We start from the raw sequence: 23746 nt of genomic DNA, 5'->3' as shown, positions 1-23746 counted from the left end.
TCCAGTCGGACGGCCCGCCTCATGCGTCCGGTGGTGGCGGAGGCAGCCGCAGATGCGCCAGGTCGGCGGGGACCGGGGTGCGCGGACGGTAGAACGGTGGTGCCGGGTCGGCCGCGGGCGAGTCGGCCAGCCGGAACCGCTCGCGCAGCCTCCGGTAGAACTCCATGGGCTCCAGCCGCACCAGCCGCAGCCGGTCCGGCGCCCGGTAGGCCGCCACCCAGTCCCCCGGCTCCAGGACACCGCGCAGCTGGCCGTCGATACTGACCGCCACCCGCCCCGAATGGGGCAGCACCCGTACGGCGACGGCCTCGTCGACGGCGGCCACGACGGTGCGGTCGAAGGCGATGTGCGGCGCCACCGGGGTGAACACCAGCGCGTCCATGGACGGGGAGACCACCGGGCCGCCGGCGGCGAAGCTGTAGGCGGTGGAGCCGGTGGGAGTGGCCACGATGATGGCATCGGCCGAGTAGGAGGCCAGCAGCTGCCCGGCCACGTACACCCCGAGGCTGGCCTGCCGGTCCCGGGCCAGCTTCTCGAAGACCACGTCGTTGACGGCGACGACGTCGAGCGCCACACCCCAGCCGACCTCCTCGGGACCGCCGGGACGGATCTTCGGCGGGGGCAGTGCGGGGCCGCGGCCGTAGCGCAGCAGCGCCTCCATGCCGACGGGCATCTCAAGCAGCCGTGAGCAGCGCAGGGTGAGCAGCATCCGGTCCTCGACCGTGGCGTCGCCCGCGTGCACGGTGTCCAGTGCCCGTTCCACCTGGTCGGGGGTGATCTCGGTGAGGAAGCCGACCCGGCCGACGTTCACCCCGAGCGCGGAGCCCCCGTCCTTGGCCGCGATCCGGGCACCGCGCAGAAAGGTGCCGTCACCGCCGAAGGTGACGATCAGATCGGGGTGCCCGGCGGCCTCGGCCTCCTCCTGGGCGCTGCGCCGTGGATGATCACCGCGCCATACGTCGATCTCGGTACAGCTGAGGCCATGGGCAGCGGCCCACGCGCTCGCGGCACGAGCGGCCTCGACGGCGGCGGGCCGGGCCCGGTGGATCACCAGGCCGAGCCGGGTGACGGCCATGCCTCCCACCGTAGAGCGGACCGCCACGGGGCGCGTCCCGGTCGGCCGCGCGGCCGGTCCCGGCGCGCCCGGACGTCGTGTGCGGGGGCCTCCCCGCGGACCGGCACCTGCCCTCATCTATCGTGTGGAACGCAGATGACCTGCATGGACACCACCGAGCCCCGAGAGAGTCCATACGAAGTCAGGGATGGTGCAGTTGATGGCGAGCCAAGGACGTACCGCGCTGGTCGAGGACCTGATGGAGCGTTTCCCCCAGGTGCCCCGGGAAGCCGTCCTCAAGGAGGACCTGCTGCGTGGTGGCATGGCTTTCGACGAGTCGGCGCTCAGCGGCAACGAGGACGGCGACGTCAAGCCGAAGTCGTACTTCATCTTCTCCTTCGACCACCGCACCCTGCCGGAGCTGGGGGCGGCGGCCCTGAACCGGCCGCCCGAGGAGATCGTGCTCACCGGCGGCCCCTATGAACTGCGCCGCACCGTGGTGTCCGTGCGGGTCAACCCGGAGTCGCCGTACGTGGTGCGGGCCGGGGAGGACGGTGCGCTGGGCCTGTACCTGGACGGGCGGCGGATCGCGGACGTGGGGCTGCCGCCGATGCCGGACTACTACCGCCACACCCTGGCGAACGGCAAGTCGGTGATGGAGGTCGCGCCGACCATCCAGTGGGGTTACCTCGTCTATCTGACGGTTTTCCGGGTGTGCCAGTACTTCGGCGCCAAGGAGGAGTGCCAGTACTGCGACATCAACCACAACTGGCGCCAGCACAAGGCGGCCGGGCGCCCCTACACGGGGGTGAAGCCGGTTGAGGAGGTGCTGGAGGCGCTGGAGATCATCGACCGGCACGACACCGCCCGCGCCTCCCAGGCGTACACGCTCACCGGCGGAGCCATCACCTCGCGCGTGGGCGGCCGGGACGAGGCCGACTTCTACGGGCAGTACGCGAAGGCCATCGAGGAGCGCTTCCCCGGCCGGTGGATCGGCAAGGTGGTGGCGCAGGCACTGCCCAAGGCGGACGTACAGCGGTTCCACGACTACGGGGTCCGGATCTACCACCCCAACTTCGAGGTGTGGGACCGGCGTCTGTTCGAGCTGTACTGCCCCGGCAAGGAGCGCTACGTCGGCCGTGACGAGTGGCACCGGCGCATCCTGGACTCGACCGAGGTGTTCGGTGCCCGCAATGTGATCCCCAACTTCGTGGCGGGCGTGGAGATGGCCGAGCCCTTCGGCTTCACCTCGGTGGGCGAGGCCATCGACTCGACCGCCGAGGGACTGCGGTTCTTCATGTCGCACGGGGTGGTGCCCCGGTTCACCACCTGGTGCCCGGAGCCGACCACCCCGCTGGGCAAGGCCAATCCGCAGGGCGCGCCGCTGGAGTACCACATCCGGCTGCTGGAGACCTACCGGGCGACGCTGGAGGACTTCGGGCTCACCTCGCCCCCCGGTTACGGTCCGCCGGGGCCGGGGCGCGCGGTGTTCTCGGTGAGCTCCTTCATGGACAGCCTGCCCGCCGTGGATCCGGAGCCGGACGCCGAGGCGGTGGCTCGCTGATCCTGGCGGAGACCACGCAGGGCGCGCGGCGCGCCGCCGGGCCGCGTCAGCGGACGGCCGGGGCGGGCTCGGCGGCCGCCACCGCCGTCCCGGGCGTCCGCTTCCGCCACCGCGTCATCCCGACCCCGGTCAGCACCACCGCCATCCCCGCGACGACCCGTGCGCTCAGGGCCTCGCCGAGGACGGCGGCGCCGAGCAGCACCGAGACGACCGGCAGCAGATAGCCCACGGTGGCGGCGGTGGTCGCGCCCTCGTCCGCGATGAGCCGGACGCTGAGGTGGAAGGTGACACCGGTGGAGAGCACGCCCAGGGCCACCACGGCGGCCAGGCCCGCCGCGTCGGTGTGCACCGGGGTCAGCCCGCCCGCGGGCAGCGCCAGCGCGCTCAGCCCGGTGGCGGCGACGAGCTGGGCGGCGGAGAGGGCGAGGGCGGGGGTGCCCCTGCCGACGAGCGCGCGTCCCATGTAGGCGAAGGCGACGGCGTAACTGGCCGCCGCGCCGAGGATGGCCAGCGACCCCCATCCGGCGAGTCCGGACCGCTGCCACGGGGCGAAGATCAGCAACACCCCGGTGAAGCCGAGCAGCAGCCCGCCCAGCCGTGCCCGCGACAGCCCGCGCTCGGTGCCGGTGGTCAGACCGATGAGCAGCGTCCACAGCGGGGTGGTGGCGTTCAGCACGCCCGCCACTCCGGAGTCCACCGTCTGCTCGCCGAGGCTGAACAGCGCGAACGGCAGGGCGTTGCAGAAGAAGGCGGCCACCGTGAGGCGGCCCCACAAGGCCCGCGAACGCGGCAGCCGGTGTCCCCTGCGACGGCACAGGATCAGCAGGACGGCGGCGCCGAGCGCACAGCGGGCCAGGGTGACCTGGGCGGGGGCCAGCGCGTCGAGGGCGATCTTTATCCAGAGAAAGGTGGATCCCCACAGCAGGGCGAGTGCGCCCATGCGTACCAGTGTTCCGTGTCCGCCTGTTCCGTGTCCGCCGCCCATCATCCGCGCCCTCCCATGTGTCCGGTGCTCCCGGTGTGTGTCCGGTGCTCCCCGGTGTGTACGTCGCCCTCCGTACGCTCCCGCAGAGAATTCAACAGAACAAGCGAAAAGAATTGCATCAACCATTAAGCTCCCCTACATGCTTGATGTGCGACGCATGCAGGTGCTGCGCGCCGTGGTCACCAGCGGTTCGGTGACCGCCGCCGCGGCGAACCTCGGCTACACCCCGTCCGCCGTGAGCCAGCAGGTGGCGGCGCTGGAGAAGCAGGCCGGTACGGCGCTGCTGGAGCGGGTCGGCCGGGGGGTGCGGCCCACGGCCGCGGGGCGGCTGCTCACCGAGCACGCGGCCGTCATCGGGCGTCATGTGGCCGAGGCGGAGACCGCGTTGGCCGACCTGCGGGCCGGTCGCACCGGACGGCTGGCGATCCGTTACTTCGCCACCGCGGGGGCCGCCCTGATGCCGCCCGCGCTGGCCCGGCTGCGGCGCGAACACCCGGGCGTCCAGGTCGATCTGCGGCTGACCGACCCCCGTGACCCGCTGGCCGGGATGCGTGACGGCACCGCGGACCTGGCCATCGTGGTCCGCCCGCGCGAGCGGATGCGCGACGGCGTACGGCTGGTGCCGCTGCTGGACGACCCGTATCGCGCGGTGCTGCCCGAGGGCCATCCGCTGGCCGCCGAGCCGGTGCTCGACCTCGCCGACCTCGGCGGTGAACCGTGGGTCAACGCCGAGTCCGCCGACGGCACCTGTCTGGCCTTCGTGCTGGAGGCGTGTGCCGCGGCCGGGTTCAGCCCGGACTTCGCGGTGGAGAGCGAGGACTACGCCACGGCCCAGGGCTTCATCGCCGCCGGGCTCGGGGTGGGTCTGATCCCACGGCTGGGGATGGGAGCGCGTCACCCCGGTGTGGTGGTGCGCGACATCCGCCGCCCCGAGCCCACCCGGGCCGTGTACGCGGCGGTCCGCGAGACCTCGCTCGCCCAGCCCGCGCTGCGCGGACTGCTCGACGCGCTCCAGGAAACGGCGGCCGCATGACGGCCGGTCAGATGGGAAGGCGGATGCGATGACCACACATGACCCGGGTACGGCGCCCCTGCTCACCCTCGCCGAGGGGTATCACCGACGCACCACGGAATTCCTGGGGCTGCACCGGCTGGCCGGTCATCTGCTCAAGCTGTACGCCATCGAGGCACCGGGGCGTACGGTGGCGCCGCGCGCCACGGAGCAGGCGCTGGAGCTCGCCGCCGACCAGCTCCGGCTGGACCGGCACTCGGGATCGGTGGGGCTCGCCTGCGGCATCGTGCACGCGGGCGGTGACGGCGACTACGTCCTGGTGCACACCTGGATCGAGGGCTATATGTCCCGGCTGGCCGTGTTCACCGGTCCGGCCGGCGCCCCGGAGTCGATGCGACCGGCCCCCGCGGGCCTGGCGCCCTGTGTCTGGGAGGCGGCCGTCCTCGCCCATGAACGCACCGCCTATGTGGACCGTGTACTGGCCGGGGAGGGCACACTGGCCGACCGCGTGGACCTCTGGAGCAAGGACGTGCTCCCCACCCTGGAGGGCGGGCGATGAGCGGTGACGGCGTGGAGGTGCGGGCCGGGGGCCGGGAGGATCTGCCGCGGGTGGCGGAGCTGGCCGCGGAACACGCGGCGTACGAGCGGGCGGACCCGCCTGCCGGGGACTTCGCCGAGCGGCTCGCCGAGGCGCTGTTCGACCGGTCACCGCCCTGGGTGAGCCTGTTGGTGGCGGCGCTCCCGGACGGGCGGCTGGCCGGATACGCCACCTGCGCGCCGGAGTTCGCCACCTGGCAGGGGCGGCGCTATCTGCACATGGACTGTCTGTACCTGCGTGCGGAGGACCGCGGCCGCGGGCTCGGCCGACGGCTGTTCGACGCGGTGGCGGCCGAGGCCGGTGCACTGGGACTGACCGAGATCCAGTGGAACACCCCGCTGTGGAACGAGGACGCCATGCGCTTCTACGAACGGCTCGGCGCGGTACGGCGGGACAAGGCACGCTACGGGCTGCGCCTCCCCCGCTGACCGCGGCCCGCCTCCCCCGAAAGCCTCCCCCACCTGGGTCAGTCCAGCCCGGACGCCCTGAGGATCTCGCGGGCGGTGCCGCCGTCGATGCGCTCACCCAGCCGGTCGAGTACGGCGCCGCCCTGCCGCAGCGTGCCGCTCCGGCGGGAGCGGCGGGCACCGGTGTCCAGCCGGTGCCACAGCAGGGGGTTGGTCACCAGCACATCGGGGTCGAGCTCCACCACGTGGCCGTGCACATCGCGCAGCACCAGCCGGGTGGAGACGGATCCGTACTGGGTCACCGAGACCAGGGCGTCGGTGCGCACCCGGCGTTCGCACAGCAGGCCGCGGACGGCCATCCAGCCGTCTCCGGCGGTGACCCTGGCCGGGCGGAGCACGGTGAACACCACGGCGCCGATCAGCGCCCACAGATCGGCACGGCCCATGGTGAGCCCGCCCGAGCCCCAGTCGAGCAGGGTGGTCAGCGCCACGAACGCGAGGGCGCAGTACGCCGCGCAGCGGGCGTCCCCGCGCCACCGGCGGTCGCTGTCGGATGGCGCGGACACCCGGTGTCCGGCGCGCTCCCCGCCGGGCACCGGGGCCGGTTGTTCCGTTCCCCGTCCCATGTCTCCACGCTAGGCCGAACGGGGGCCGGTTGCCTGTCGTGCCGGCGGCTTCCGAACGCCCGGCGGCCCGGCCCTGACGGAACCCTGACGCTCAGCCGACGTGGACGTGCGGGCGGCGGGCCCGGTCGGGTTCGGCCTCCCGCAGCACCTCACGGGTGACCGGCGCCACCTCGCCCTGTCCGAAGAGGAAGAAGCGCAGGAAGTGGGCGAGCGGATGGCCCTCGGTCCACTCGAAGTAGATATGCGGCCGCTGTCCGGTCTGGTCCCGCACCCGCAGCAGCAGCGCGGCCAGCGCGTTGGGGATGGTGGCGCTCTGCAGGGTGAGCACCCGGTAGCGGCCGTGCGCGACCTCCCCGCACACCCGCAGCTCGCTCTCGAACTCCGACGGGTCGGCCACCGTGACCTCGACGAAGACGATGTCCTCCTCCGGCGGGATGTCGTTGTCGGACCGGATCTGGTGCTGCTTCTCGCGGTACTCGGCCAGGTCGCGGCGTTCGGGCTTGTTGGCGATGAAGCGGATCCTGCGGTGGGCGGTGTCACGGATGAACCGCTCGGCCATGGGGTCGAAGGTCACGCTGGTCACCCGCAGCTCGAAGGCTCGGGCGACCCGGGAGAGCAGGGACACCGCCATGATCCCGCCGATGAAACAGGCACCGATCTTGACACCGTCGGGCCGCTCGATGACGTTGACCGCCGTGGTGTAGAGGAAGATCACCGAGATGATCCCGAAACCCAGCGTCCAGCCGCGCTGCCGGGCCCGCCGGGCGGCGATGGTGACGGCGATGGCGGCGGAGGTGATGAGCACCAGGACGCCGGTGGCGTAGGCGCCGCCCTGGGCGTCCACGCTCGCCTTGAAGAGCCAGGTCACCAGGAACGCGACGAGGATGAACACCAGCACCATCGGACGGACCGCGCGCGCCCAGTGGGGTGCCATGCCGTAGCGCGGCAGATAGCGGGGCATGAGGTTGAGCAGTCCGGCCATCGCCGAGGCCCCGGCGAACCACAGGATGGCGATGGTGGAGGCGTCGTAGACGCTGCCGAACGCCGAGCCCAGGTACTCGTGGGCGAGATAGGCCAGGGCGCGGCCATTGGCCTGGCCTCCCTCCTCGAACGCCTGCTGCGGGATCAGCAGGGTGGTGATGAAACTGGAGGTGATCAGGAACACGCTCATGATCACGGCGGCGGTGGTCAGCAGCTTCCGGGCGCCCTTGATCCGCCCGGTGGGGCGGTCCTCGGTGTCCTCGCGCGCGCCCTCGATATGTGGCATGACGGCCACGCCGGTCTCGAACCCGGAGAGGCCGAGCGCCAGCTTGGGGAAGATGATCAGGGCCACCCCGATCATGACCAGTGGACTGCCGCGTTCGGCGGTCAGGGCGTGGGACCAGTCCGGGATCACATGGGGGGCGGTGAACACATGCCACAGCCCCACGGCCACCACCACCGCGTTGAGCAGCAGATACACCCCGACCAGGGCCACCGCGATACCGATGGCCTCGGTGAACCCCTTGAGGAACACCGCGCCCAGCATGCCGATGAGGACCAGGGTGATCGCCACCTCATGGCCGCTCAGCGCGCTGGTGAGGTGCGGGTTCTCCACCAGGTGGGCGGTGGCGTCGGCGGCCGAGAGCGTGATGGTGATCAGGAAGTCGGTGGCGGCGAAGCCCAGCAGGGTCAGGACGAACAGCTTGCCCTTCCAGAAGGTCAGCAATCGCTCCAGCATGGCGATCGACCCCTGGCCGTGGGGGCTCTCCTCGGCCACCCTCCGGTACACCGGCAGGGCGCCCACCAGGGTGACCACCACCAGCACCACGGTGGCCAGCGGGGAGAGCAGCCCGGCCGCGAGCGCGGCGATACCCGGCTGGTAACCCAGGGTGGAGAAGTAGTCCAGACCCGTCAGACACATCACCCGCCACCAGGGCTGTCCCCGGTGCGCGGACTCCTCCTGGGCCTCGGGGCCGGGCTGGCGCTTCGCCATGTCCGTGAGCCCCTCCAGCAGCCACGCACGGAGGCGGTGCCGCGGTCCTCCGTCAGGGGCGGCGCCGTCGTGGGTGGGGCTGACCACGGTGTGCTCCTGTCGTCCAGCGATGGTTTCCGGCCAACGGAGAGACGCTTCGGCCAGCGTATGCGCCGGTGCCGGCCTCCACCCGGCCGGCACCGCCGTTCCGGCGCGGACGGATGACATCGCTTTCTCAGCCGACTCTCATCTTCGGTGCCTACGGTCGCGACCATGGACACCACCACCAGGACCGACCACGCGACCGACCCCGTGAAGACCGGGGAAGCACCCGAGGACGCCGGGCAGAAGACGGCGGAGGATGTCCCCGAGGCGGCCGAGGACCGCAACGACACCCCCGGCGGGGACCCCGCCGCCGACGACCACGACGACGCGCTCACCGACGGCCACCCGGACGAGCGGCCCGCGCCGCGGGCGGCCACCCCCGGTGTGCTCCCGGGCGCGGCCGCGATCGTCGCCGCTGGCCTGGGCTTCGCCTCCGTCAGCGGCACCTGGCTCGGCACGATGATGCAGGAGCGCAAGCAGCTGAGCGGGCAGATCGCGGCCCAGACCGGTGCGACCCGGGACCAGGTCGCCGCGTTGTACGGCACCCCGTGGCACACCGCCGCCCTCGTCAACGGACTCTTCGCGCTGGCCGCCGTGGTGATCGCCGCCGTGGTGCTGACGCGCCGCCGCGCGGTGGCGCCGGACGCCACCTCGCCCGCCCCGGTCACCGCCCCGTGGGTCACCGCGGTGGCCTGGGGTGCCGTGGCGCTCGGTGTCATCGGGCTGCTCATCGCCACGGCGATGGGGCTCGACCTGTTCACCGCGCTTCCCACGATCCCCTCCTCCCCCGGTGGCGCCACCGGCTGACCCCCTGTCGGACACGCACCGCGGGCCGGACCGCTCCTGGGGAGCGGTCCGGCCCGCGGTGTGTGACGAATGACGTCCCGGAGCCTGGACAGAAGCGGAAGGACCACGGGCACCCGGCCACCGAGAATCCGGAGGCCCCCAGGACGACGGACGGAGATCCAGCCGATGAGCGACACCACGCGGTCCGCAGACCGATCCGGGGAGGAGAGGCCGGACCAGGACGCGAAGACCGCGGTCACGGTGCTCGTCGCGCTCGCCGCCAACCTCGTCATCGCCGTGGCCAAGGCGGTGGGCGGGGTCTTCGCGGGCTCCCCCGCGCTGCTGTCCGAAGCCGCCCACTCCGTGGCCGACAGCCTCAACGAGGTGTTCCTGCTCGCCTCCCTCAAGCGCAGCAGGAGAGCCCCCGACGACCAGCACCCCTTCGGCTACGGCAAGGAGCGCTACTTCTGGTCGCTGCTCGCCGCCGTCGGAATCTTCGTCATGGGCGGCTGCTTCTCCGTCTTCCAGGGGTTCGAGGCGCTGCACGCCGAGGGTTCGGAGGACCACAGCGGCTATGTGGTCGGACTCGCCGTCCTGGGGGTGGCCCTGCTCGCCGAGGGCTCCTCACTGGTCCGGGCGCTGGTCCAGGTCCGCGGCCACGCCCGGGAGGCGGACCGCGGTGTGCTCGCCGAGCTGCGCAACAGTGATGACCCGACCCTGCGGACCGTGCTGGCCGAGGACTCCACCGCCTGTCTGGGGGTGCTGTTCGCCATCGCCGGGATGTGGCTCCACATGGTCACCGGGAACGCGGCGTACGAGGCCGCGGCCTCGTTCCTGATCGGGGTCCTGCTGGGCTATGTGGCCTACCGGCTGGCGATGGAGTCGCGCGGACGGCTGATCGGGGAGGCGATCGACCCGGTCCAGCGTCATGAGCTGCGGGTGTTCCTCGATGAGCAGCCGGAGATCGACACCGTGACCTCACTGCTGACGATGCGTCTGGGCAATGACTCCACCCTGGTCGCGGCCCGGGTCGACCTGGTCTCCGGGCTGGACAGCGAGGAGGTGGAGGAGGTACTCGTCCGCGTGAAGGCGGCGATGAGGCGCGCCTGGCCGCACGCCGACCAGGTCTTCCTTGACGTCACCGACGCCTCGGCCAAGGACCGGGCGCGGGCGCGCCGGGACCGCCAGGCGCTGGCGGAGGCGGCGGCCGCCCGGGCCGAGGGGGACCACTGAGGACGCCGGGGCGGGAATGACCCCGCCGGGTGCGGGTACCCGACTTCTCACCAGCCCGGATCAGACAACTCGTGTACGGAGGCAATACCCATGGGCTTGGGCGGTTGCATACTCATGATCGCGGTGGGGGGCATCCTCACCTTCGCTACGGATTGGGACGCCAATGGCCTCAACGTCCACCTGGTGGGTCTGATCCTGATGGCTGTCGGCGTGATCGGCATGGCCGCGTACGTCAGCGTCTACAAGCGGCGGCGCGTGGTCGCGCCGACGCAGGCCCCGATGGTGGAGGACCCGGAGCACCGGCACCATCACACCTATTGAGTCCGACTCACCCCTTCCGGCGCGGATGGCCCCATGACGACGGGGCCATCCGCGTTTCCGTTCCCCGGCCGCCTCCCCGGCTCATGGCACGATCGCGTCCACGTAGCCGCCGTCCACCCGTACCGCGGCCCCGGTGGTCGCCGACGCCTGGGCGGAGCTGAGGTAGACGACCATATGGGCGATCTCCTCCGGCTCGATGAGCCGTTGCAGCAGGGACTGCGGACGGTGCTGCCGCATGAACTCCCGCTGTGCCTCGTCCCACGGCAGTTCGTCGCCGACGAGCTGCCGTACGAAGTCCTCCACTCCCCCGGTGTGGGTGGGACCCGCGATCACGGAGTTGACGGTCACCCCGGTTCCGGCGGCCTCCTTGGCGAAGCCCCGGGAGACCGCGAGCAGCGCGGTCTTGGACATCCCGTAGTGGATCATCTCGGCGGGGATGACGATGGCGGAGTCGCTGGCGATGTTCTGGATCCGTCCCCAGCCGCGGTCGGTCATACCCGGCAGGTAACGGCGGATCAGCCGGACGGCGCTGAGGACGTTGGTGTCGAAGTAGGCGCGCCACTCGGCGTCGGTGATCTCCAGGGGTGGCTGGGCGCCGAAGACACCGAGGTTGTTGACGAGGATGTCGGCGGCGGGCACCGCGTCGTACAGCGTGGCGGCCCCCTCCTCCTCCGTCAGATCGCCGACGACGGTGACGACGTCCGCCGCGGGCACCCGTTCGCGCAGCCGGTCGGCCGCCGCGGCCAGGCCCTCCGCGCGACGGCCCGTCAGGACGACGGTGGCACCCGACCCGGCCAGACCGGTGGCGATGGCGAGGCCGATGCCCTGGGAGGAGCCGGTGACGACGGCGGTCCTGCCGGTGAGGTCGATCTGCACGTCTGCGCCCTTCGCCGTCGTCGCCGTGGATCGGCGGTCCGCACGCCCCGACCGTACGCAACCCCTCCGCCGCCGTGACGGAGCGCGGGGACACGGCGTGCCGGGGCGGGCACTCCGGCCCGTCCGCGGGAGGCGGAGGGGCGACGGCGCGCATCGCCGAGCGGATCGTTCGCGGGATGGCCCGGACGCGCCGCCGCCCCGGTCCGTGGGATCAGCCCCAGCCGGTGGAGTAGTGGTCGGGGTAGCGGCGCTTCCGGCCGCCGGGCCGGATGGTGAGGGTGGACAGCAGTCCCACCAGACCTGCTCCGATGATCAGCACACCGGGGTCCAGGTCCCGGAAGCGGTTCACCACACCGTCCACGGACAGGGAACGGTCCTCCGCCCCGGTGCCGTCGGGGGCGATCGCGCCGCCCGCGGGGCCGGTGGGCGCGCCGCCCGCCCTGGCGCCGCCGGTCTTGGTGCCCGGGATGGTCACCCCGAGGGCGGTGAGCGCCTTGGTGACGGGCTGGAAGAACGTCACTCCGCCCTTGTCGCAGTCGCCGCTGCCGCCGGAGGTGACCCCGAGCGCCACGCCCTGGGCGAGCAGCGGACCGCCGCTGTCACCGGGTTCGGCGCACACGGTGGTGCGGATCAGCCCGCTGACGGTGCCCTCGGGATAGTTGACGGTGGCGTTCAGACCGGTCACCTTGCCGGAGCGGAGTCCGGTGGTGCTGCCGCTGCGGAACACCTCCTGGCCGACGACGGGATCGGCGACAGCGGTGATGCGCACCGTCCGGCCGCCGCCGATGTCGACGACCCCCCTCCGGTCCACGGCGCTGTTGTCGTAGCGGATCAGCGAGAAGTCATTGCCGGGGAAGCTGCTCTGGACGGTGGTCCCGATACCGGTCCTGCCCGAGGTGTCGGTGAACCAGGTGGTGCCGTTGGGGCCGCAGTGCCCGGCCGTCAGGATGTAGCCGTTCTGTCCGTCCGTGACGTTGAACCCGGCGGAACAACGGCTGCCGCTGGCGAAGATCGGGGCGGCGCCGCTGGTTCTGAGGGTGAAGGCGCCCGTGGTGCGCTCCATGCGCACCTCGCCGCCCACCCGCGCGGCGACGCCCTTCATCCGCGACCAGCGGTCGGTGGAGACGGTGCTGTCACCGAGCACCACGACCTCGTTGGAGGTGGGGTCCACCATCCAGGCGGTCCCGGCGACCCGGGGCGCGGCGCGCAGCGTCCGCGCGGCGGAGTCCAGTTGTTCCATGCTGTAGCGCACCTGCTTGGGCCGGGCCCCGGCCCGGGTGACCTCGGCGGCGGCCTTCTCGTCGGTCACCGCGACGACCGTGTGCCCATCGGCCGCGAGCCAGCTCCCGGCCGTGCGGGAGGCGCCGAGCGCCGTCTCCAGACGGCCGCCGAGGCCCGCGCCCCCGTCACGGAGGACCCCGGGCGCATCACCCGCCCCCTGGACCGCTCCGTTCGACACCGACTGCGAGACCATCAGACCGCCGGCCACCAGCGCGCCTACGGCCGCGAACCGCACGCCTCGGCGCACGCGTCGCCGCGTGTGCTTCACCACCCTGCCTCCTTCACGTCGATCCGCACCGGGCCCCGGACGGCGAGGACCCTCCCCCTATACGGACCGGAGCGGCGTGACGCTCACCGCGGGCGCGGGCTCATCCGGTGCGCGTGATCGGCCGGTGGAAGCAGACCCGGTGCCGTCCCGGACCGTCGTGGTCGAGGTGCACCGGTACCCCGTCGAGCTCGTGGTCGCCCGGCTCCAGGGTGAAGCCCATCGCCCGGTGGAAGGCGATGGAGCCGGTGTTCCCCGGGGAGGTGATGGCGCGGACCTCGCGGCGGCCCGCCTCGGCGGCGCTCCGGAAGAACGCGGTGTACAGCTCACGGGCCAGCCCCCGGCCGCGCAGCGCCGGATCCACGCCCACGAAGTGGATGTACGCCTCGTCGTCGTTGTCCGCGGAGTGGAAACCGACCAGGAAAGCGGCGATGGACCCGTCCGCGTGCTCCCGGACCAGACTGGTGCCGGCGAAGTACCGGAGGAACAGGCTGGGCAGCAACAGCGACAGCTCACGGGCCTGTCCGGGGGTTCGCGAATCGCCCCACCAGGTGCCCACGCACTCGACGAGGGCGCGGTGGTCGGAGACACGGGCCCGGCGTAGCTGGGACATGCGGTTCAGCTCCTCTTCCGGCGTTCGGTCGTGATGTTCCGCGGGGATCATTCCGCCACGGTGTGCCCCCGCGCCAGCGGGTATCCGGCCGCCGACCGGTTTCCGGCGCGCGGGGAAAGCCCCTGGCCCGGGGATGACCCGGCTGGCGGACGGCCGCCACCCGCGGAGCCCAACTCGGGGTGCAGACCGCGCAGAACCCCGACACGGTTGACATATCCGATGTCGCCTAGCTGGCTGGGGTGCTGTGGAATGCGCGTAACCGGACTGGGGCACGCTGGACTGTTCATCGAGACCGCGGCGGGATCGGTGCTCTGCGACCCGTGGGTCAACCCCGCCTTCTTCGGCTCGTGGTTCCCGTTCCCGGACAACACCGATCTGGACTGGGCCCACTACGGACGGTCGGCCGACTATCTGTACGTCTCCCATCTGCACCGGGACCATTTCGACCCGGAGAATCTGCGCCGGAACGTACGCAAGGACATCACGGTGCTGCTGCCGGCCTTCGCCACCGACGAACTCGAGCGTGAGCTGCGGGGGCTCGGCTTCAGCCGGTTCCTGCGCACACAGTCGGGCGTCCCGGTGGAGCGCGACGGCCTGCGCATCATGATCACCGCACTGACCGGCCCCGGTGACGGCCCCATCGGCGACTCCGCGCTCTCGCTCGACGACGGACAGACGGTCCTGCTCAACCAGAACGACGCGCATCCGCTGGACATCGCGGCCATCCGGGAGTTCGGCGAGGTGGACGCGTACTTCGTGCAGTTCTCCGGGGCCATCTGGTACCCGATGGTGTACCAGTTGCCGCTGTCCGCGAAGAAGGAGTTCGCCGCGCGCAAGCGGAAGGGCCAGTTCGAGCGGGCGCTGCGTTACATCGACGCGGTGGGGGCTACGCATGTGTTCCCCAACGCGGGTCCGCCCTGTTTCCTCGACGAGGCGCTGTTCGAGCACAATGGCACCGGCCGGGACGGGGAGAGCATCTTCGTCGACCAAGTGGAGTTCCTGGGCGAACTGGCCGGGGCACGGCCGCAGGTGCAGGCCCATCTGCTGCTGCCGGGCACGGTCGCCGAGCCCGAGGAATCGGTCTGCAAGCTCACCCACCGCTACACCGACCGGGAGATCGAGCACATCTTCCGCAACAAGCGCGCATACCTGGAGGACTTCGCCCGCGGACAGCGGGAGGTCCTCGCCGCGGAACGCGCCGCCCGCTCCCCCGAACTGCCGCCCGACCGGCTGCTGGCGGAGCTGAAGGAGTGGTGGGAACCGCTGCTGGCGCGCGCCGAGCACATCTGCACCGGAGTGGGCGGTCCGGCGCGGCTGGATGTGGGCCAGGTGCCGATCGTGATCGACTTCTCCGCGCGGGAGGTCAGGCTGTGGGACGGTGAGCGCTGCCGCTACACCCTGTCCACCTCGGGCGAGCTGGTGGCCACCAACATCGCGCGGCGCGAGGTGGACTGGTCCAACAGCCTGCTGCTGTCGATGCGGTTCACCGCGAGCCGGATCGGTCCCTACAACGAGTTCCTGTACGTGTTCTTCAAGTGCCTGTCGATGGAGCGCATCGAGTACGTGGAGAACTACTACGACGCGAGCGCCGACGACGGACAGGACATCGAACTCGGCGACTGGCGGGTCCAGCGCCGCTGTCCCCATCTGAGCGCCGATCTGGCCCGGTTCGGGCAGATCGAGGGCGAGGTACTGACCTGCACCCTGCACGGCTGGCGCTACGACCTGACGACCGGACGCTGTCTGACGTCCGAGGGTCATGACATCAGGGCCACGCCCCTCAAGTGAACTCCGCCGCCCGGCGGATACGAGCACCTCGCGGACCGGTGCGCGCATCCGCCGGGCGGTCTCAGGTCCGCGGAGCGGGCCGGGGCTGTGTGGCCAGGGCCAGGACCGGGATGACCGTCAGCGCCAGGATGCCACCGCCCGCCGCCAGATATCCGTAGCCACCGCCCGCCACGACCAGGCCCGAAGCCAGTCCGCCGGTGGTACCGGCGATGGCCACGCCGACGTCGACCAGCCCCTGGACGGCCGCCCTGCGCTCCAGCGGTACCGCGTCGGTGATGATGGCCGTGGCGCTGACCAGCCCCAGATTCCAGCCGAGGCCCAGCAGGACCAGCGCGGTGGCCAGGGCGGGCACGCTGTGCGGGGAGGCGAACGCGGCGACCAGACCCGCCAAGAGCAGTACGGCGGAGCCCGCCGCCGCGACCCGCAGCCGTCCGACGCGGTCCACGAGGTAGCCGCTCAGCGGTGACGGCAGAAACATCGCGCCCACATGGAGCGCGATGACCAGACCGGCCGCCTGGGTGCTGTGGCCGTGGTCCTTCATATGCACCGGGGTCATCGTCATGATGGCGATCATCACCAGCTGACCGATGACCATCACGGTGGCACCGGTGACGACCCCGGGTGCGGTACGGCCATCGGTCCGCTCCCCGTCAGCCGGAACCACGGCCGGGCCCGCGGTGGTCCCCGCCTCCGTTGCGTCACCGCTGTCCGACGCCGCCTCGCGCGCGGCCAGTTCGCGGGCCAGCAGGAGCGGATCGGGCCGCAGCCACCCGGCCAGCACACCACTGCCCAGGGTGTACGCCACGGCGGCCAGCAGGAAGGGTCCGACGAGCCGTGGCATGGCCCAGGAGTGGGCGAGGTCCCCGGTGACGCCCACGAGGTTGGGCCCGAGGACCGCACCGAAGGTGGTGGCGAGCAGCACCGTGCTCACCGCGCGTCCGCGCCGGTCGGGCGGGGCCAGATCGGCACCCGCGTAGCGGGCGAGCAGATTGGTGGCGCTGCCCGCGCCGTAGAGCACCAGGGAGAGGAAGAGCAGCGGCACACTGTCCGCCGTGCCCGCCACCACCACACCGAGGCTCCCGGCCGCCGCGGTGGCGTAGCCGAGGGCCAGTCCGGGGCGCCGGCCCCAGCGCTGGGACAGCCGTCCGATGGCCATGGCCCCCACGGCGGCGCCCGCGGTGAACAGAGCGGCGGGCAGTCCCGCGAGACCGGTGGTGCCGAGCATGTCCTCGGCGAGCAGTGCCCCGACCGTGATACCCGCGGCCATTCCCGCGCCACTGAGGATCTGGGCCGTGACCAGGACGGTCAGTACCCGTCGCTGGGCGGGTGCCGCGTCCGGCTCCGCGCTGGCGCGGGCGGTCCGCCCGGCCGGTGTGACACTCATGGTCATCCCCCTTCACATGGACCGGTGTCCGGCCGTCGGCAGGCTATCCGGCGGGCAGCGGTTCGAGCGCGGAGATCTCCTCCAGCGACATGTCCATCCGTGTGTGGAGGAAGCGCACCACGGTCCAGTGCGGCAGCGCACCCTCGTCGAAGGGGCCGAACGCCGCGCGGTACAGGGGGATCCAGCGCAGCGCCTCCTCGATGGCCCGCTCCCGGCCGGGCTCCTGCTGGTAGTCGTCGTAGCCGATGCTGCGGTGGTGGATGAAGTAGCGGCCCGGCAGCCGTTCCTCGCACAGGGTGCGGTACTCACGGGTCTGGAGGATCAGGTAGTGCCAGATCTCGTCGATCTCCTGCTCGACCGGCAGGAAGAGACCGCTGAGCCGGTCCTGGTGGCGGGAGACGAGATAGAGGTAGCGGAGACATTCGAGGACCTGCCGCCCGGCGTACTCCGGTCCGGCGTCGGTCCTCGCCGCGGCGTACCGCACCACCTCCTGGTGCAGTCGTTCGCCGAGGAGGTCGGCCAGTTCCTCGGCCGACACCGAGGGCTGGGTGGTCTGTGGGGTCATGGGCACGTCCCTGGTGTGGTCGGGTGGTGAGGGGTCGTGGTCCGGGTGAGGACCGGGCCGTCAGCGCTCGCCGGCGAGCCAGGCGTACTTGCCGGAGGCGCCGACGGGCAGGTGGCTCCGGTGCTCCAGGACGCAGTGGAGGCCGGTGAGCTGGGCCGTGCCGTGCTCCAGTACGGCACTCTCCCCGGGCTCCAGGGGCCGCCCGTCGAAGGTGGTGTAGCGCAACCGGCACTCCTTCTCCCCGGTGAGCACCAGCTGGTGCAGGAAGATCCGGGGGGAGACGGCGTCGATGCGGTCGTCGAGGTCGGCCTGGGCCACCGGTCCGCGCACCGTGTCCAGCAGTTCCTTCTCACGGCCGCAGAAGGCGGCCACCTTGCCGGGGTCGGCCGAGCCGTCGAGGGTACGGACGCAGTCACCCGAGTTGTAGCGGATCAGCGGCATATGGGGATTGCGGACGCTGGTGACGACGAGCCGGTGGATATCGCTGTCGGGTGCCACGGGGAGCAGTTCGACGCTCATCCGGTCCAGATAGGGGTGATAGCGGCCATCGCGGTCGCTGTAGTAGAGGTAGCCCAGCTCGGTGCTGCCGAAGAGGTCGATGACCGGGCAGTCGAAGTGCTCGCGCAGATACCGCCGCACCCCGCGCGGGGTGTACTCGTAGGCGTGGATGATGCTCGCGGGCCGGGGGAAGTCGTCCCACAGCCCCCACTGGTCCACCTTCCGCACCAGATGGGCGAGGTGGTACCCGGAGCAGTCGAGGTGGTAGCGGCCCTGTGGGTGGCCGGCACAGATGTCGCGGATCTCGGCGAGCATACGCTCGACATCGGCACGGTCCCAGTGGTCCGGGTCCAGCCGGAGATTGAGGTAGAGCGTGCGCTCGTCCAGCCGCCGCTCCTCCAGTGAGGGGAGCTCGTCCGGCTGGGCCCCGCGCTTGGCGGCGTTGACCCGGGCCACATGCTCGGTGGCGAGCACGGTGGTCAGGGAGACGCGCCTGCATCCGTCGTGCCAGGTGTGGGCGATGTCGGGGTGTTCGCTCCACAGCCGGTAATAGGAGTGGAGCAGGAAGTACGGGGGCCGGATGAGCCGCATCCGGGCGTGGTTGGTGCCGGTGGACAGCACATACTCGGCGGCACCGGTCTCCAGGGCGCGGGCGAGCTCCGGGGTCATCCAGTTGTGCGGGAAGTCACGGGCTATCTCGGTCTTTTCCAGTACGGGGAAGTGTCCCCGCTCGATCGACTCGCGGTACAGCGGGATGTTCCGCACCTGGTCGATGATGTCGGGCGTCGGCTGGTCGTCCATGGCCACCTTGGGCGTCCTCGGGGAGACGGAGGGCCCCGCGCGGGCGGGGCGTGAACGTGCCGGGGTGGGGCGGCGGCCATCATGTCCCGCCGGCCCCACCCCGGTGGTGCTCGGGGAGCGACGGGTCAGGAGATGCAGCCCGTCTTGCCCGCGGCGCTGATGCACCCGCCCTTCGGGGACGCGCTGATACAGCCGTCCTTGCTGCCACCCTGCGCGGAGTTGGCCGCGACCCAGCTCTTCCAGACCTCGTCCTGGGCCATCTTCTTGATCAACTGCTCCATGTGTGACACCTCCGGAATGGGGAATGGACGGCGAAGATGATGTTGCTGTCGCCGCGCTCCGACAGTAAAAGAATCGTCAATGAAGTGTCAACGGACAGTCAAATCAAGCCACTTGGCCAAAGCGAAACGATCCATGGCGCACCTACGTCGCCATGGATCGTTCCGGTCCGGGGAGCTCAGCTACCGGTGGCTGATTTCCAGCCATCGATATACGCGTCGAGGTGCTCGTCGATGTCCTTCCAGTCCGGGTGGAAGACCTGGACACCCTTCATGATCTCCGCCAGCGAACGGGCGTTTGCGTCGGTGGCCTCGATGTCCTTACGCGCCGGGAAGCCGCCGCCGACCTCGCTGACCTGCCGCTGCGCGGCCGCCCCGAGCAGATGGTCCAGCAGCTTCTTGGCGTTGCCCTCATGCGGGGCGTTCTTCACCAGCCCCGCGGCGTAGGGCAGCGGGAACGTGGTGGGCCTGCCGCCGCGCTTGGCCGGGAACCATATGCCGAGGTTCGGCATGGACCGGGACTGGGCGTAGTTCATCTGGATATCGCCGTTGGCGACGTGGATCTCGCCCTTGTCGACCTTCGGCGCCAGCTTGCTGGTCGAGGAGGACGGGCCGACGTTGTTGGCCTGGAGCTTCTTCAGATAGTCCAGCGCGGCGTCCTCGCCGCCGAAGTCATGGATGGCCTTGATGAGGACCGCGGTGCCGTCGCCCGCGACCCCGGGGGTGCTGTACTGCACCTTGTCCCGGAACGAGCCGTCGAGGAGCTGCTCCCAGGTGGTGGGGGCGGTTTTCAGCTCCTTCTTGTTGTAGACGAATCCGGCGTAGTTGTCGACGACGGCGGTCCAGGTTCTGTCGGCGGACCTGCCGGACGCGGCGACCTTGTCCGACCCCTTGGGCGCGTAGGAGCCCAGCAGCCCCTTGGCGTCGGCCTGCTGGATGAACGGCGGCAGCGTGACCAGCACATCGGCCTGGGCGTTGGACTTCTCGCGGACGGCGCGCTGCACGATCTCGCCGGAGCCGCCCTCCACGTACTTGACCTTGATCCCGGTCTGCTTCTCGAAGTCCTTGAAGACCGTGTCGTACCAGCCGTCGCCGCCCTCCCCCTTGAGCCCGTCGGCGCTGTAGACGGTGACGACCTTGGCGTTCGGATCGGCGGCGGCGCCGCCACAGGCGGCGAGGGAGGCGGCGAGGACGAGGACCCCGCCGACGGCGGTGATCGGCTTGAGTGCGCGGGACATGACGTTTCGCTTCTCCTAGCGGAAGGTGGCTCTGGTGCGGAGGCGGGAGACGGCGAGCAGGACGAGCAGCGTCGTTCCCATGAGGACGACGGCGACCGCGGAGCCGGTGAAGAGCGAACCCCGGTCGGTGGCCGAGAAGATCCGGACCGGCAGCGGCAGCCAGTCCGGCGGGTAGAGCATCATCGTGGCGCTGAGTTCGCCCATGGACAGGCCGAAGCACAGACCCGCCGCCGCGGTGAGCGACGGGAGCAGCAGGGGAAGCCGGACCCGCCACAGCGCATACGCGGGGCGTGCGCCGAGACCGGCGGCCGCCTGTTCGTACGCCGGGTCCAGCCGGGCGAGGGCCGCCGCGACGGACTGGTAGGCGAACGCGGTGACCAGGACGGTATGCGCGACGATCACGATCGACGGGGTGCCGTTGAGCAGGAGCGGCGGTTTGCTGAACGCCACCAGCACGGCGAGGCCGACCACCACGGAGGGGACGGCCACCGGCAGCATGAACAGCGCGTCGAGCACCCGGCGCGTCCGCCGTCCGGCACCGGAGGCGGCGAGGGCGGCCCAGGTCCCGGCGGCCAGGGCGAGCAGGCTCGCCGTCACGGCCGTGATCAGACTGGTGGTCAGCGCGGTGAGCGCGTCGCCGCGGACGGCCGCGGTGTAGTGCGCGCCGGTCGGCCCGGACGGCAGCACACCGCTCCATGAGCTCGACAGCGAGGCGGCCACGATGACGAGGAGGGGGAGCGCGAACAGCGGCAGGAAGAGCAGCAGGAACAGGATCCGGACGGCCCAGCGGGCGGCGCGGCTATGCACCAGCACGACGGCTCACCACCCGGTACAGACCGTAGAGACCCACCGAGAGGCAGATGTTGACGACGGCGACGGCGCAGGCGGAGGGGTAGTCGGACTCCAGGATGGCCTTGCTGTAGACCAGCATCGGCAGGGTGGTCACCCCCTTGGCCCCGGTGAAGAGCACGATGCCGAACTCGTTGAGGCACATCACCAGCACCAGGCTGCCCCCGGCGGCGAGCGCGGGCAGCGCCTCGGGGAGGATGATCCGCCGCACGATCCGCAGCGGGCCCGCGCCGAGCGAGGAGGCGACGTCGAGCTGCGCGGTGTCGAGCTGGGAGAAGGCGGCGAGCAGCGGACGCATCACGAAGGGGGTGAAGTAGGTGATCTCGGCGAGCACCACGCCCCAGGGGGTGGTGAGGAAGTCGAAGGGGCCGGTGGCCGCGCCGGTGGCGGAGGTCCACAGCCCGTTGGCCACACCGGTGTTGCCGTACAGGAACAGCAGCGCCAGGGTGATCAGGAAGGACGGGAAGGAGAGGAAGACGTCGATGAACGTGGACACCGCCTTCCCGCCGGGCAACGGGACGAAGGCGATGACGAGGGCGAGCAGGAAGCCCAGCAGCAGACAGCCCGCGGTGGCGGCGAGGGCGATCCACACGGTGGTCGTCAGCGCCTCGTGGAAGGCCTCGGAGGCGAACAGCTCGGTGTAGGGCTCCACCGAGGTGCCGCCCTCGTCGGGGGTGAAGGACTGCTGGACGACGAGGGCGAGCGGATGGAGGAAGAAGACCCCGAGCGCGGCGACGGGCGGCAGTGCCCACAGCCGGCTCGGCAGCGAACGGCCCCCGGCGCTCCGGGCCGGGGCGGGGCTCCGCAGGACATCAGCCACGGCCGCCACCTCCCGGGACCGCTTCCGGCGCGGAGGTGACCGGGAGCAGCACCGCGTCCTCGGCGGCGAAGTGCAGCTCGACCCGGTCTCCGAGCGCGGGCGGGGTGCGCAGTTCACGGACGTCGGCCGTGAGCCGGGTGCCCGCGACGTCCACCAGCAGCCGGTGGGTCGCCCCGCGCCACTGCACCTCGGCGACCGTGCCGCGCAGGGCGTTGGGGCCCGGTCCGAGCCCGACCAGATGCGGGCGTACGCACAGGGTGGCGGCGGCGCCGCGGGCACCGGGTGCCCCGGCGCCATGGGCCCGCAGCCGGGTGCCGCCGAGGTCGGCGCCGACGGTGCCGTCGGGCCCCGTCTCCGCCAGGGTCACCGGCAGCAGATTGGCGTTGCCGACGAAGGAGGCGGTGAACTCGGTGCGCGGCCGGCGGTAGAGCTCCTGCGGGGTGTCGCAGTCCTGGAGCCGGGCGTTGTCCATCACCGCGATCCGGTCGGCGAGGGTCAGTGCCTCGATCTGGTCATGGGTGACGTAGAGGATCGAGACATCGGTCAACTCCCGGTGCAGCCGGGCCAGTTCGGCCAGCATTCCGGAGCGGAGCCGGGCGTCGAGTGCGGACAGCGGTTCGTCCAGGAGCAGTACCGAGGGGCGGATCGCCAGGGCGCGCGCGATGGCCACCCGCTGCTGCTGGCCGCCCGACAGTTCCCGTGGGTACCGCCGGGCGTACGCCGCCATGCCCGTCATCTCCAGTGCCTCCGCGACCCGTTCGGCGATGTCACGGCGGGGCGCCTTGCGGGCCCTGAGCCCGAAGGCGACGTTCTCCGCGACCCGCATATGCGGGAAGAGCGCGTAGCTCTGGACGACCATCCCGATGCCCCGCCGGTGCGGGGGCAGCGCGGTGACGTCCCGGCCACCGAGGTACACCCGGCCGGACACCGGCCGGACGAATCCGGCGACCGCCCGCAGCGCGGTGGTCTTGCCGGATCCGGACGGGCCGAGGAGCGCCATCAGCTCCCCCGGTGCCACGGTCAGGTCGAGTCCGTCGAGCACGGTGTGCTTGCCGTAGGCGACGGACACCCGGTCGAGATGGATCCCGGCCGGGCGGGTACCGGCGGTGGCCGGTGCGGTCTCGGACATGGCGGCGGTCATCTCAGGCCGCCCGGCCGGTGAGGAGCTCGGGCAGACCGGCGATCGAGGGCAGCACGTGGGTGGCCCCGGCCCCGGTCAGCTGCTCCCGCCCGTGCGCCCCGGTGAGGACACCCGCGACGACGGACGCGCCCGCGCGCCGCCCGGTGAGCATGTCGTAGGAGGTGTCACCGCAGACCGCGACCGCGCGGACGTCATCGGTGCCGGTGCGCAGCAGCGCGGTGAGCACCATGTCGGGGTAGGGACGGCCGCGTCCCGCGTCGGCCGGACACAGGGTGAGATCGGCCAGCTCCCGCCACCCGAGTGCGTCGAGGATACGATCCTGGGTGGCGCGGGAGAAACCGGTGGTGAGCACCACCTTGGTGCCCGCCTTCCGCAGGGTCTCGATGGCTTCGGCGGCACCGGGCAGCGGGGCGCACCGACCGCCGTCGACGAGGTCGTGGTACGCCCCCTCGAAGGCGGTGTTGGCCCGCTGGGCACGTTCCTCGTCGCCGAAGAGGTGCCGGAAGACGGATATCTTGGACTCCCCCATCGTGGCGCGGACGTAGTCGAGTTGGCGGGTGTGCTCGGGGGAGCCAGGGGTCACGCCGAGCCGTTCGGCGGCCGCGGCGAACGCCTGCTCCACGAGGCCACCGTCGGCGACGGTGGTTCCGGCCATGTCGAGCACGGCGAGGTCGATGGCGGGGGTGTGGTGATTCTCGGTCATG

General features: G+C 71.6%; 24 protein-coding genes. 8 read left to right on the top strand and 16 right to left on the bottom strand.

Going from position 1 to position 23746, the window contains the following annotated elements; all coding sequences use genetic code 11:
* Positions 1 to 19: 19 nt before the first annotated feature.
* Positions 20 to 1075 carry an NAD(+)/NADH kinase gene (locus AC07FT_RS08495; protein WP_431771241.1) on the bottom strand — a complete coding sequence of 352 codons (1056 nt, stop codon included), beginning with the start codon at positions 1073 to 1075 and terminating at the stop codon, positions 20 to 22.
* 199 nt (positions 1076 to 1274) lie between these two features.
* On the opposite strand from AC07FT_RS08495, the gene AC07FT_RS08490 reads away from it, so the two are divergent.
* Positions 1275 to 2618, top strand: coding sequence for a radical SAM protein (locus AC07FT_RS08490; RefSeq protein ID WP_471198640.1), 1344 nt, complete (start codon positions 1275 to 1277; stop codon positions 2616 to 2618).
* 46 nt (positions 2619 to 2664) lie between these two features.
* Here the strand turns inward: AC07FT_RS08490 and AC07FT_RS08485 are convergent, their stop codons facing one another.
* Positions 2665 to 3558, bottom strand: a complete 894-nt coding sequence (locus tag AC07FT_RS08485) for a DMT family transporter (RefSeq protein ID WP_479175044.1) — start codon at positions 3556 to 3558, stop codon at positions 2665 to 2667.
* A gap of 184 nt (positions 3559 to 3742) precedes the next feature.
* Between AC07FT_RS08485 and AC07FT_RS08480 the strand changes: the two genes are divergently transcribed.
* From AC07FT_RS08480 to AC07FT_RS08470, 3 genes are read left to right on the top strand one after another with little or no spacing between them, the layout of a single operon-like run.
* The gene (locus AC07FT_RS08480) at positions 3743 to 4636 is read left to right on the top strand and encodes a LysR family transcriptional regulator (RefSeq protein ID WP_479175042.1); all 894 of its coding nucleotides are present in this window, start codon (positions 3743 to 3745) and stop codon (positions 4634 to 4636) included.
* A 28-nt stretch (positions 4637 to 4664) separates the two neighbouring features.
* A complete protein-coding gene (locus AC07FT_RS08475) occupies positions 4665 to 5174 on the top strand; it encodes a hypothetical protein (protein ID WP_479175040.1) in 510 nt (169 codons plus the stop codon).
* On the top strand, positions 5171 to 5641 hold the full coding sequence (locus AC07FT_RS08470; RefSeq protein WP_479175038.1) for an N-acetyltransferase family protein: 471 nt from the start codon (positions 5171 to 5173) through the stop codon (positions 5639 to 5641). The genes AC07FT_RS08475 and AC07FT_RS08470 overlap by 4 nt, the downstream gene beginning before the upstream one ends.
* Before the next feature lie 38 nt (positions 5642 to 5679).
* Here AC07FT_RS08470 and AC07FT_RS08465 read toward each other — a convergent pair whose 3' ends face one another.
* Together AC07FT_RS08465 and AC07FT_RS08460 are read right to left on the bottom strand one after the other, a co-directional pair.
* Positions 5680 to 6246: a hypothetical protein gene (locus AC07FT_RS08465; RefSeq protein WP_479175036.1), complete on the bottom strand. Its 567-nt coding sequence runs from the start codon at positions 6244 to 6246 to the stop codon at positions 5680 to 5682.
* 91 nt (positions 6247 to 6337) lie between these two features.
* Positions 6338 to 8221 carry an APC family permease gene (locus AC07FT_RS08460; protein ID WP_479175219.1) on the bottom strand — a complete coding sequence of 628 codons (1884 nt, stop codon included), beginning with the start codon at positions 8219 to 8221 and terminating at the stop codon, positions 6338 to 6340.
* Between the two features lie 252 nt (positions 8222 to 8473).
* Between AC07FT_RS08460 and AC07FT_RS08455 the strand changes: the two genes are divergently transcribed.
* The 3 genes from AC07FT_RS08455 to AC07FT_RS08445 all read left to right on the top strand — a co-directional run bounded on the left by AC07FT_RS08455 (position 8474) and on the right by AC07FT_RS08445 (position 10645).
* Complete coding sequence (locus AC07FT_RS08455; protein WP_479175034.1) at positions 8474 to 9112, top strand: hypothetical protein; 639 nt, start codon at positions 8474 to 8476, stop codon at positions 9110 to 9112.
* A 165-nt stretch (positions 9113 to 9277) separates the two neighbouring features.
* A complete protein-coding gene (locus AC07FT_RS08450) occupies positions 9278 to 10324 on the top strand; it encodes a cation diffusion facilitator family transporter (RefSeq protein ID WP_479175032.1) in 1047 nt (348 codons plus the stop codon).
* A gap of 90 nt (positions 10325 to 10414) precedes the next feature.
* Positions 10415 to 10645: a hypothetical protein gene (locus AC07FT_RS08445; RefSeq protein WP_254746656.1), complete on the top strand. Its 231-nt coding sequence runs from the start codon at positions 10415 to 10417 to the stop codon at positions 10643 to 10645.
* Positions 10646 to 10726: 81 nt separating this feature from the next.
* On the opposite strand, the gene AC07FT_RS08440 is transcribed toward AC07FT_RS08445, so the two are convergent.
* The 3 genes from AC07FT_RS08440 to AC07FT_RS08430 form a co-directional block, all read right to left on the bottom strand.
* A complete protein-coding gene (locus AC07FT_RS08440) occupies positions 10727 to 11521 on the bottom strand; it encodes an SDR family NAD(P)-dependent oxidoreductase (RefSeq protein WP_471198664.1) in 795 nt (264 codons plus the stop codon).
* Positions 11522 to 11732: 211 nt separating this feature from the next.
* Entirely contained in the window at positions 11733 to 13070 is a 1338-nt protein-coding gene (locus AC07FT_RS08435) for a S1 family peptidase (RefSeq protein WP_479175217.1), read from the bottom strand.
* A 100-nt stretch (positions 13071 to 13170) separates the two neighbouring features.
* The gene (locus tag AC07FT_RS08430) at positions 13171 to 13680 is read right to left on the bottom strand and encodes an N-acetyltransferase family protein (protein ID WP_479175030.1); all 510 of its coding nucleotides are present in this window, start codon (positions 13678 to 13680) and stop codon (positions 13171 to 13173) included.
* A 249-nt stretch (positions 13681 to 13929) separates the two neighbouring features.
* On the opposite strand from AC07FT_RS08430, the gene AC07FT_RS08425 reads away from it, so the two are divergent.
* Positions 13930 to 15468 carry a Rieske 2Fe-2S domain-containing protein gene (locus AC07FT_RS08425; RefSeq protein WP_479175028.1) on the top strand — a complete coding sequence of 513 codons (1539 nt, stop codon included), beginning with the start codon at positions 13930 to 13932 and terminating at the stop codon, positions 15466 to 15468.
* A 61-nt stretch (positions 15469 to 15529) separates the two neighbouring features.
* Here the strand turns inward: AC07FT_RS08425 and AC07FT_RS08420 are convergent, their stop codons facing one another.
* The 9 genes from AC07FT_RS08420 to AC07FT_RS08380 all read right to left on the bottom strand — a co-directional run bounded on the left by AC07FT_RS08420 (position 15530) and on the right by AC07FT_RS08380 (position 23745).
* Positions 15530 to 16852, bottom strand: a complete 1323-nt coding sequence (locus AC07FT_RS08420) for an MFS transporter (RefSeq protein ID WP_479175026.1) — start codon at positions 16850 to 16852, stop codon at positions 15530 to 15532.
* 43 nt (positions 16853 to 16895) lie between these two features.
* Positions 16896 to 17417 (bottom strand): glycine-rich domain-containing protein, encoded by a 522-nt coding sequence (locus AC07FT_RS08415; RefSeq protein WP_471198675.1) that lies wholly within the window; start codon positions 17415 to 17417, stop codon positions 16896 to 16898.
* A 60-nt stretch (positions 17418 to 17477) separates the two neighbouring features.
* On the bottom strand, positions 17478 to 18716 hold the full coding sequence (locus tag AC07FT_RS08410; protein ID WP_479175024.1) for a hypothetical protein: 1239 nt from the start codon (positions 18714 to 18716) through the stop codon (positions 17478 to 17480).
* Between the two features lie 125 nt (positions 18717 to 18841).
* The gene (locus AC07FT_RS08405; RefSeq protein ID WP_471198681.1) at positions 18842 to 18997 is read right to left on the bottom strand and encodes a hypothetical protein; all 156 of its coding nucleotides are present in this window, start codon (positions 18995 to 18997) and stop codon (positions 18842 to 18844) included.
* A 176-nt stretch (positions 18998 to 19173) separates the two neighbouring features.
* Positions 19174 to 20232, bottom strand: a complete 1059-nt coding sequence (locus tag AC07FT_RS08400) for a 2-aminoethylphosphonate ABC transporter substrate-binding protein (RefSeq protein ID WP_479175022.1) — start codon at positions 20230 to 20232, stop codon at positions 19174 to 19176.
* Positions 20233 to 20247: 15 nt separating this feature from the next.
* Complete coding sequence (locus AC07FT_RS08395) at positions 20248 to 21045, bottom strand: ABC transporter permease (RefSeq protein ID WP_479175020.1); 798 nt, start codon at positions 21043 to 21045, stop codon at positions 20248 to 20250.
* Positions 21032 to 21889, bottom strand: a complete 858-nt coding sequence (locus tag AC07FT_RS08390) for a 2-aminoethylphosphonate ABC transporter permease subunit (RefSeq protein WP_479175215.1) — start codon at positions 21887 to 21889, stop codon at positions 21032 to 21034. Before AC07FT_RS08390 ends, AC07FT_RS08395 begins: the two co-directional genes overlap by 14 nt.
* Positions 21890 to 21893: 4 nt before the next feature.
* On the bottom strand, positions 21894 to 23030 hold the full coding sequence (locus AC07FT_RS08385; protein ID WP_479175018.1) for an ABC transporter ATP-binding protein: 1137 nt from the start codon (positions 23028 to 23030) through the stop codon (positions 21894 to 21896).
* A 13-nt stretch (positions 23031 to 23043) separates the two neighbouring features.
* Positions 23044 to 23745: a phosphonatase-like hydrolase gene (locus tag AC07FT_RS08380; RefSeq protein ID WP_479175016.1), complete on the bottom strand. Its 702-nt coding sequence runs from the start codon at positions 23743 to 23745 to the stop codon at positions 23044 to 23046.
* Between the last annotated feature and the right edge of the window lies 1 nt (position 23746).

It is taken from the genome of Streptomyces sp. NPDC045899, assembly GCF_056431485.1.
The sequence above is the reverse complement of the archived record's forward strand: the minus strand, read 5'-3'. Positions and strand labels throughout refer to the sequence as shown.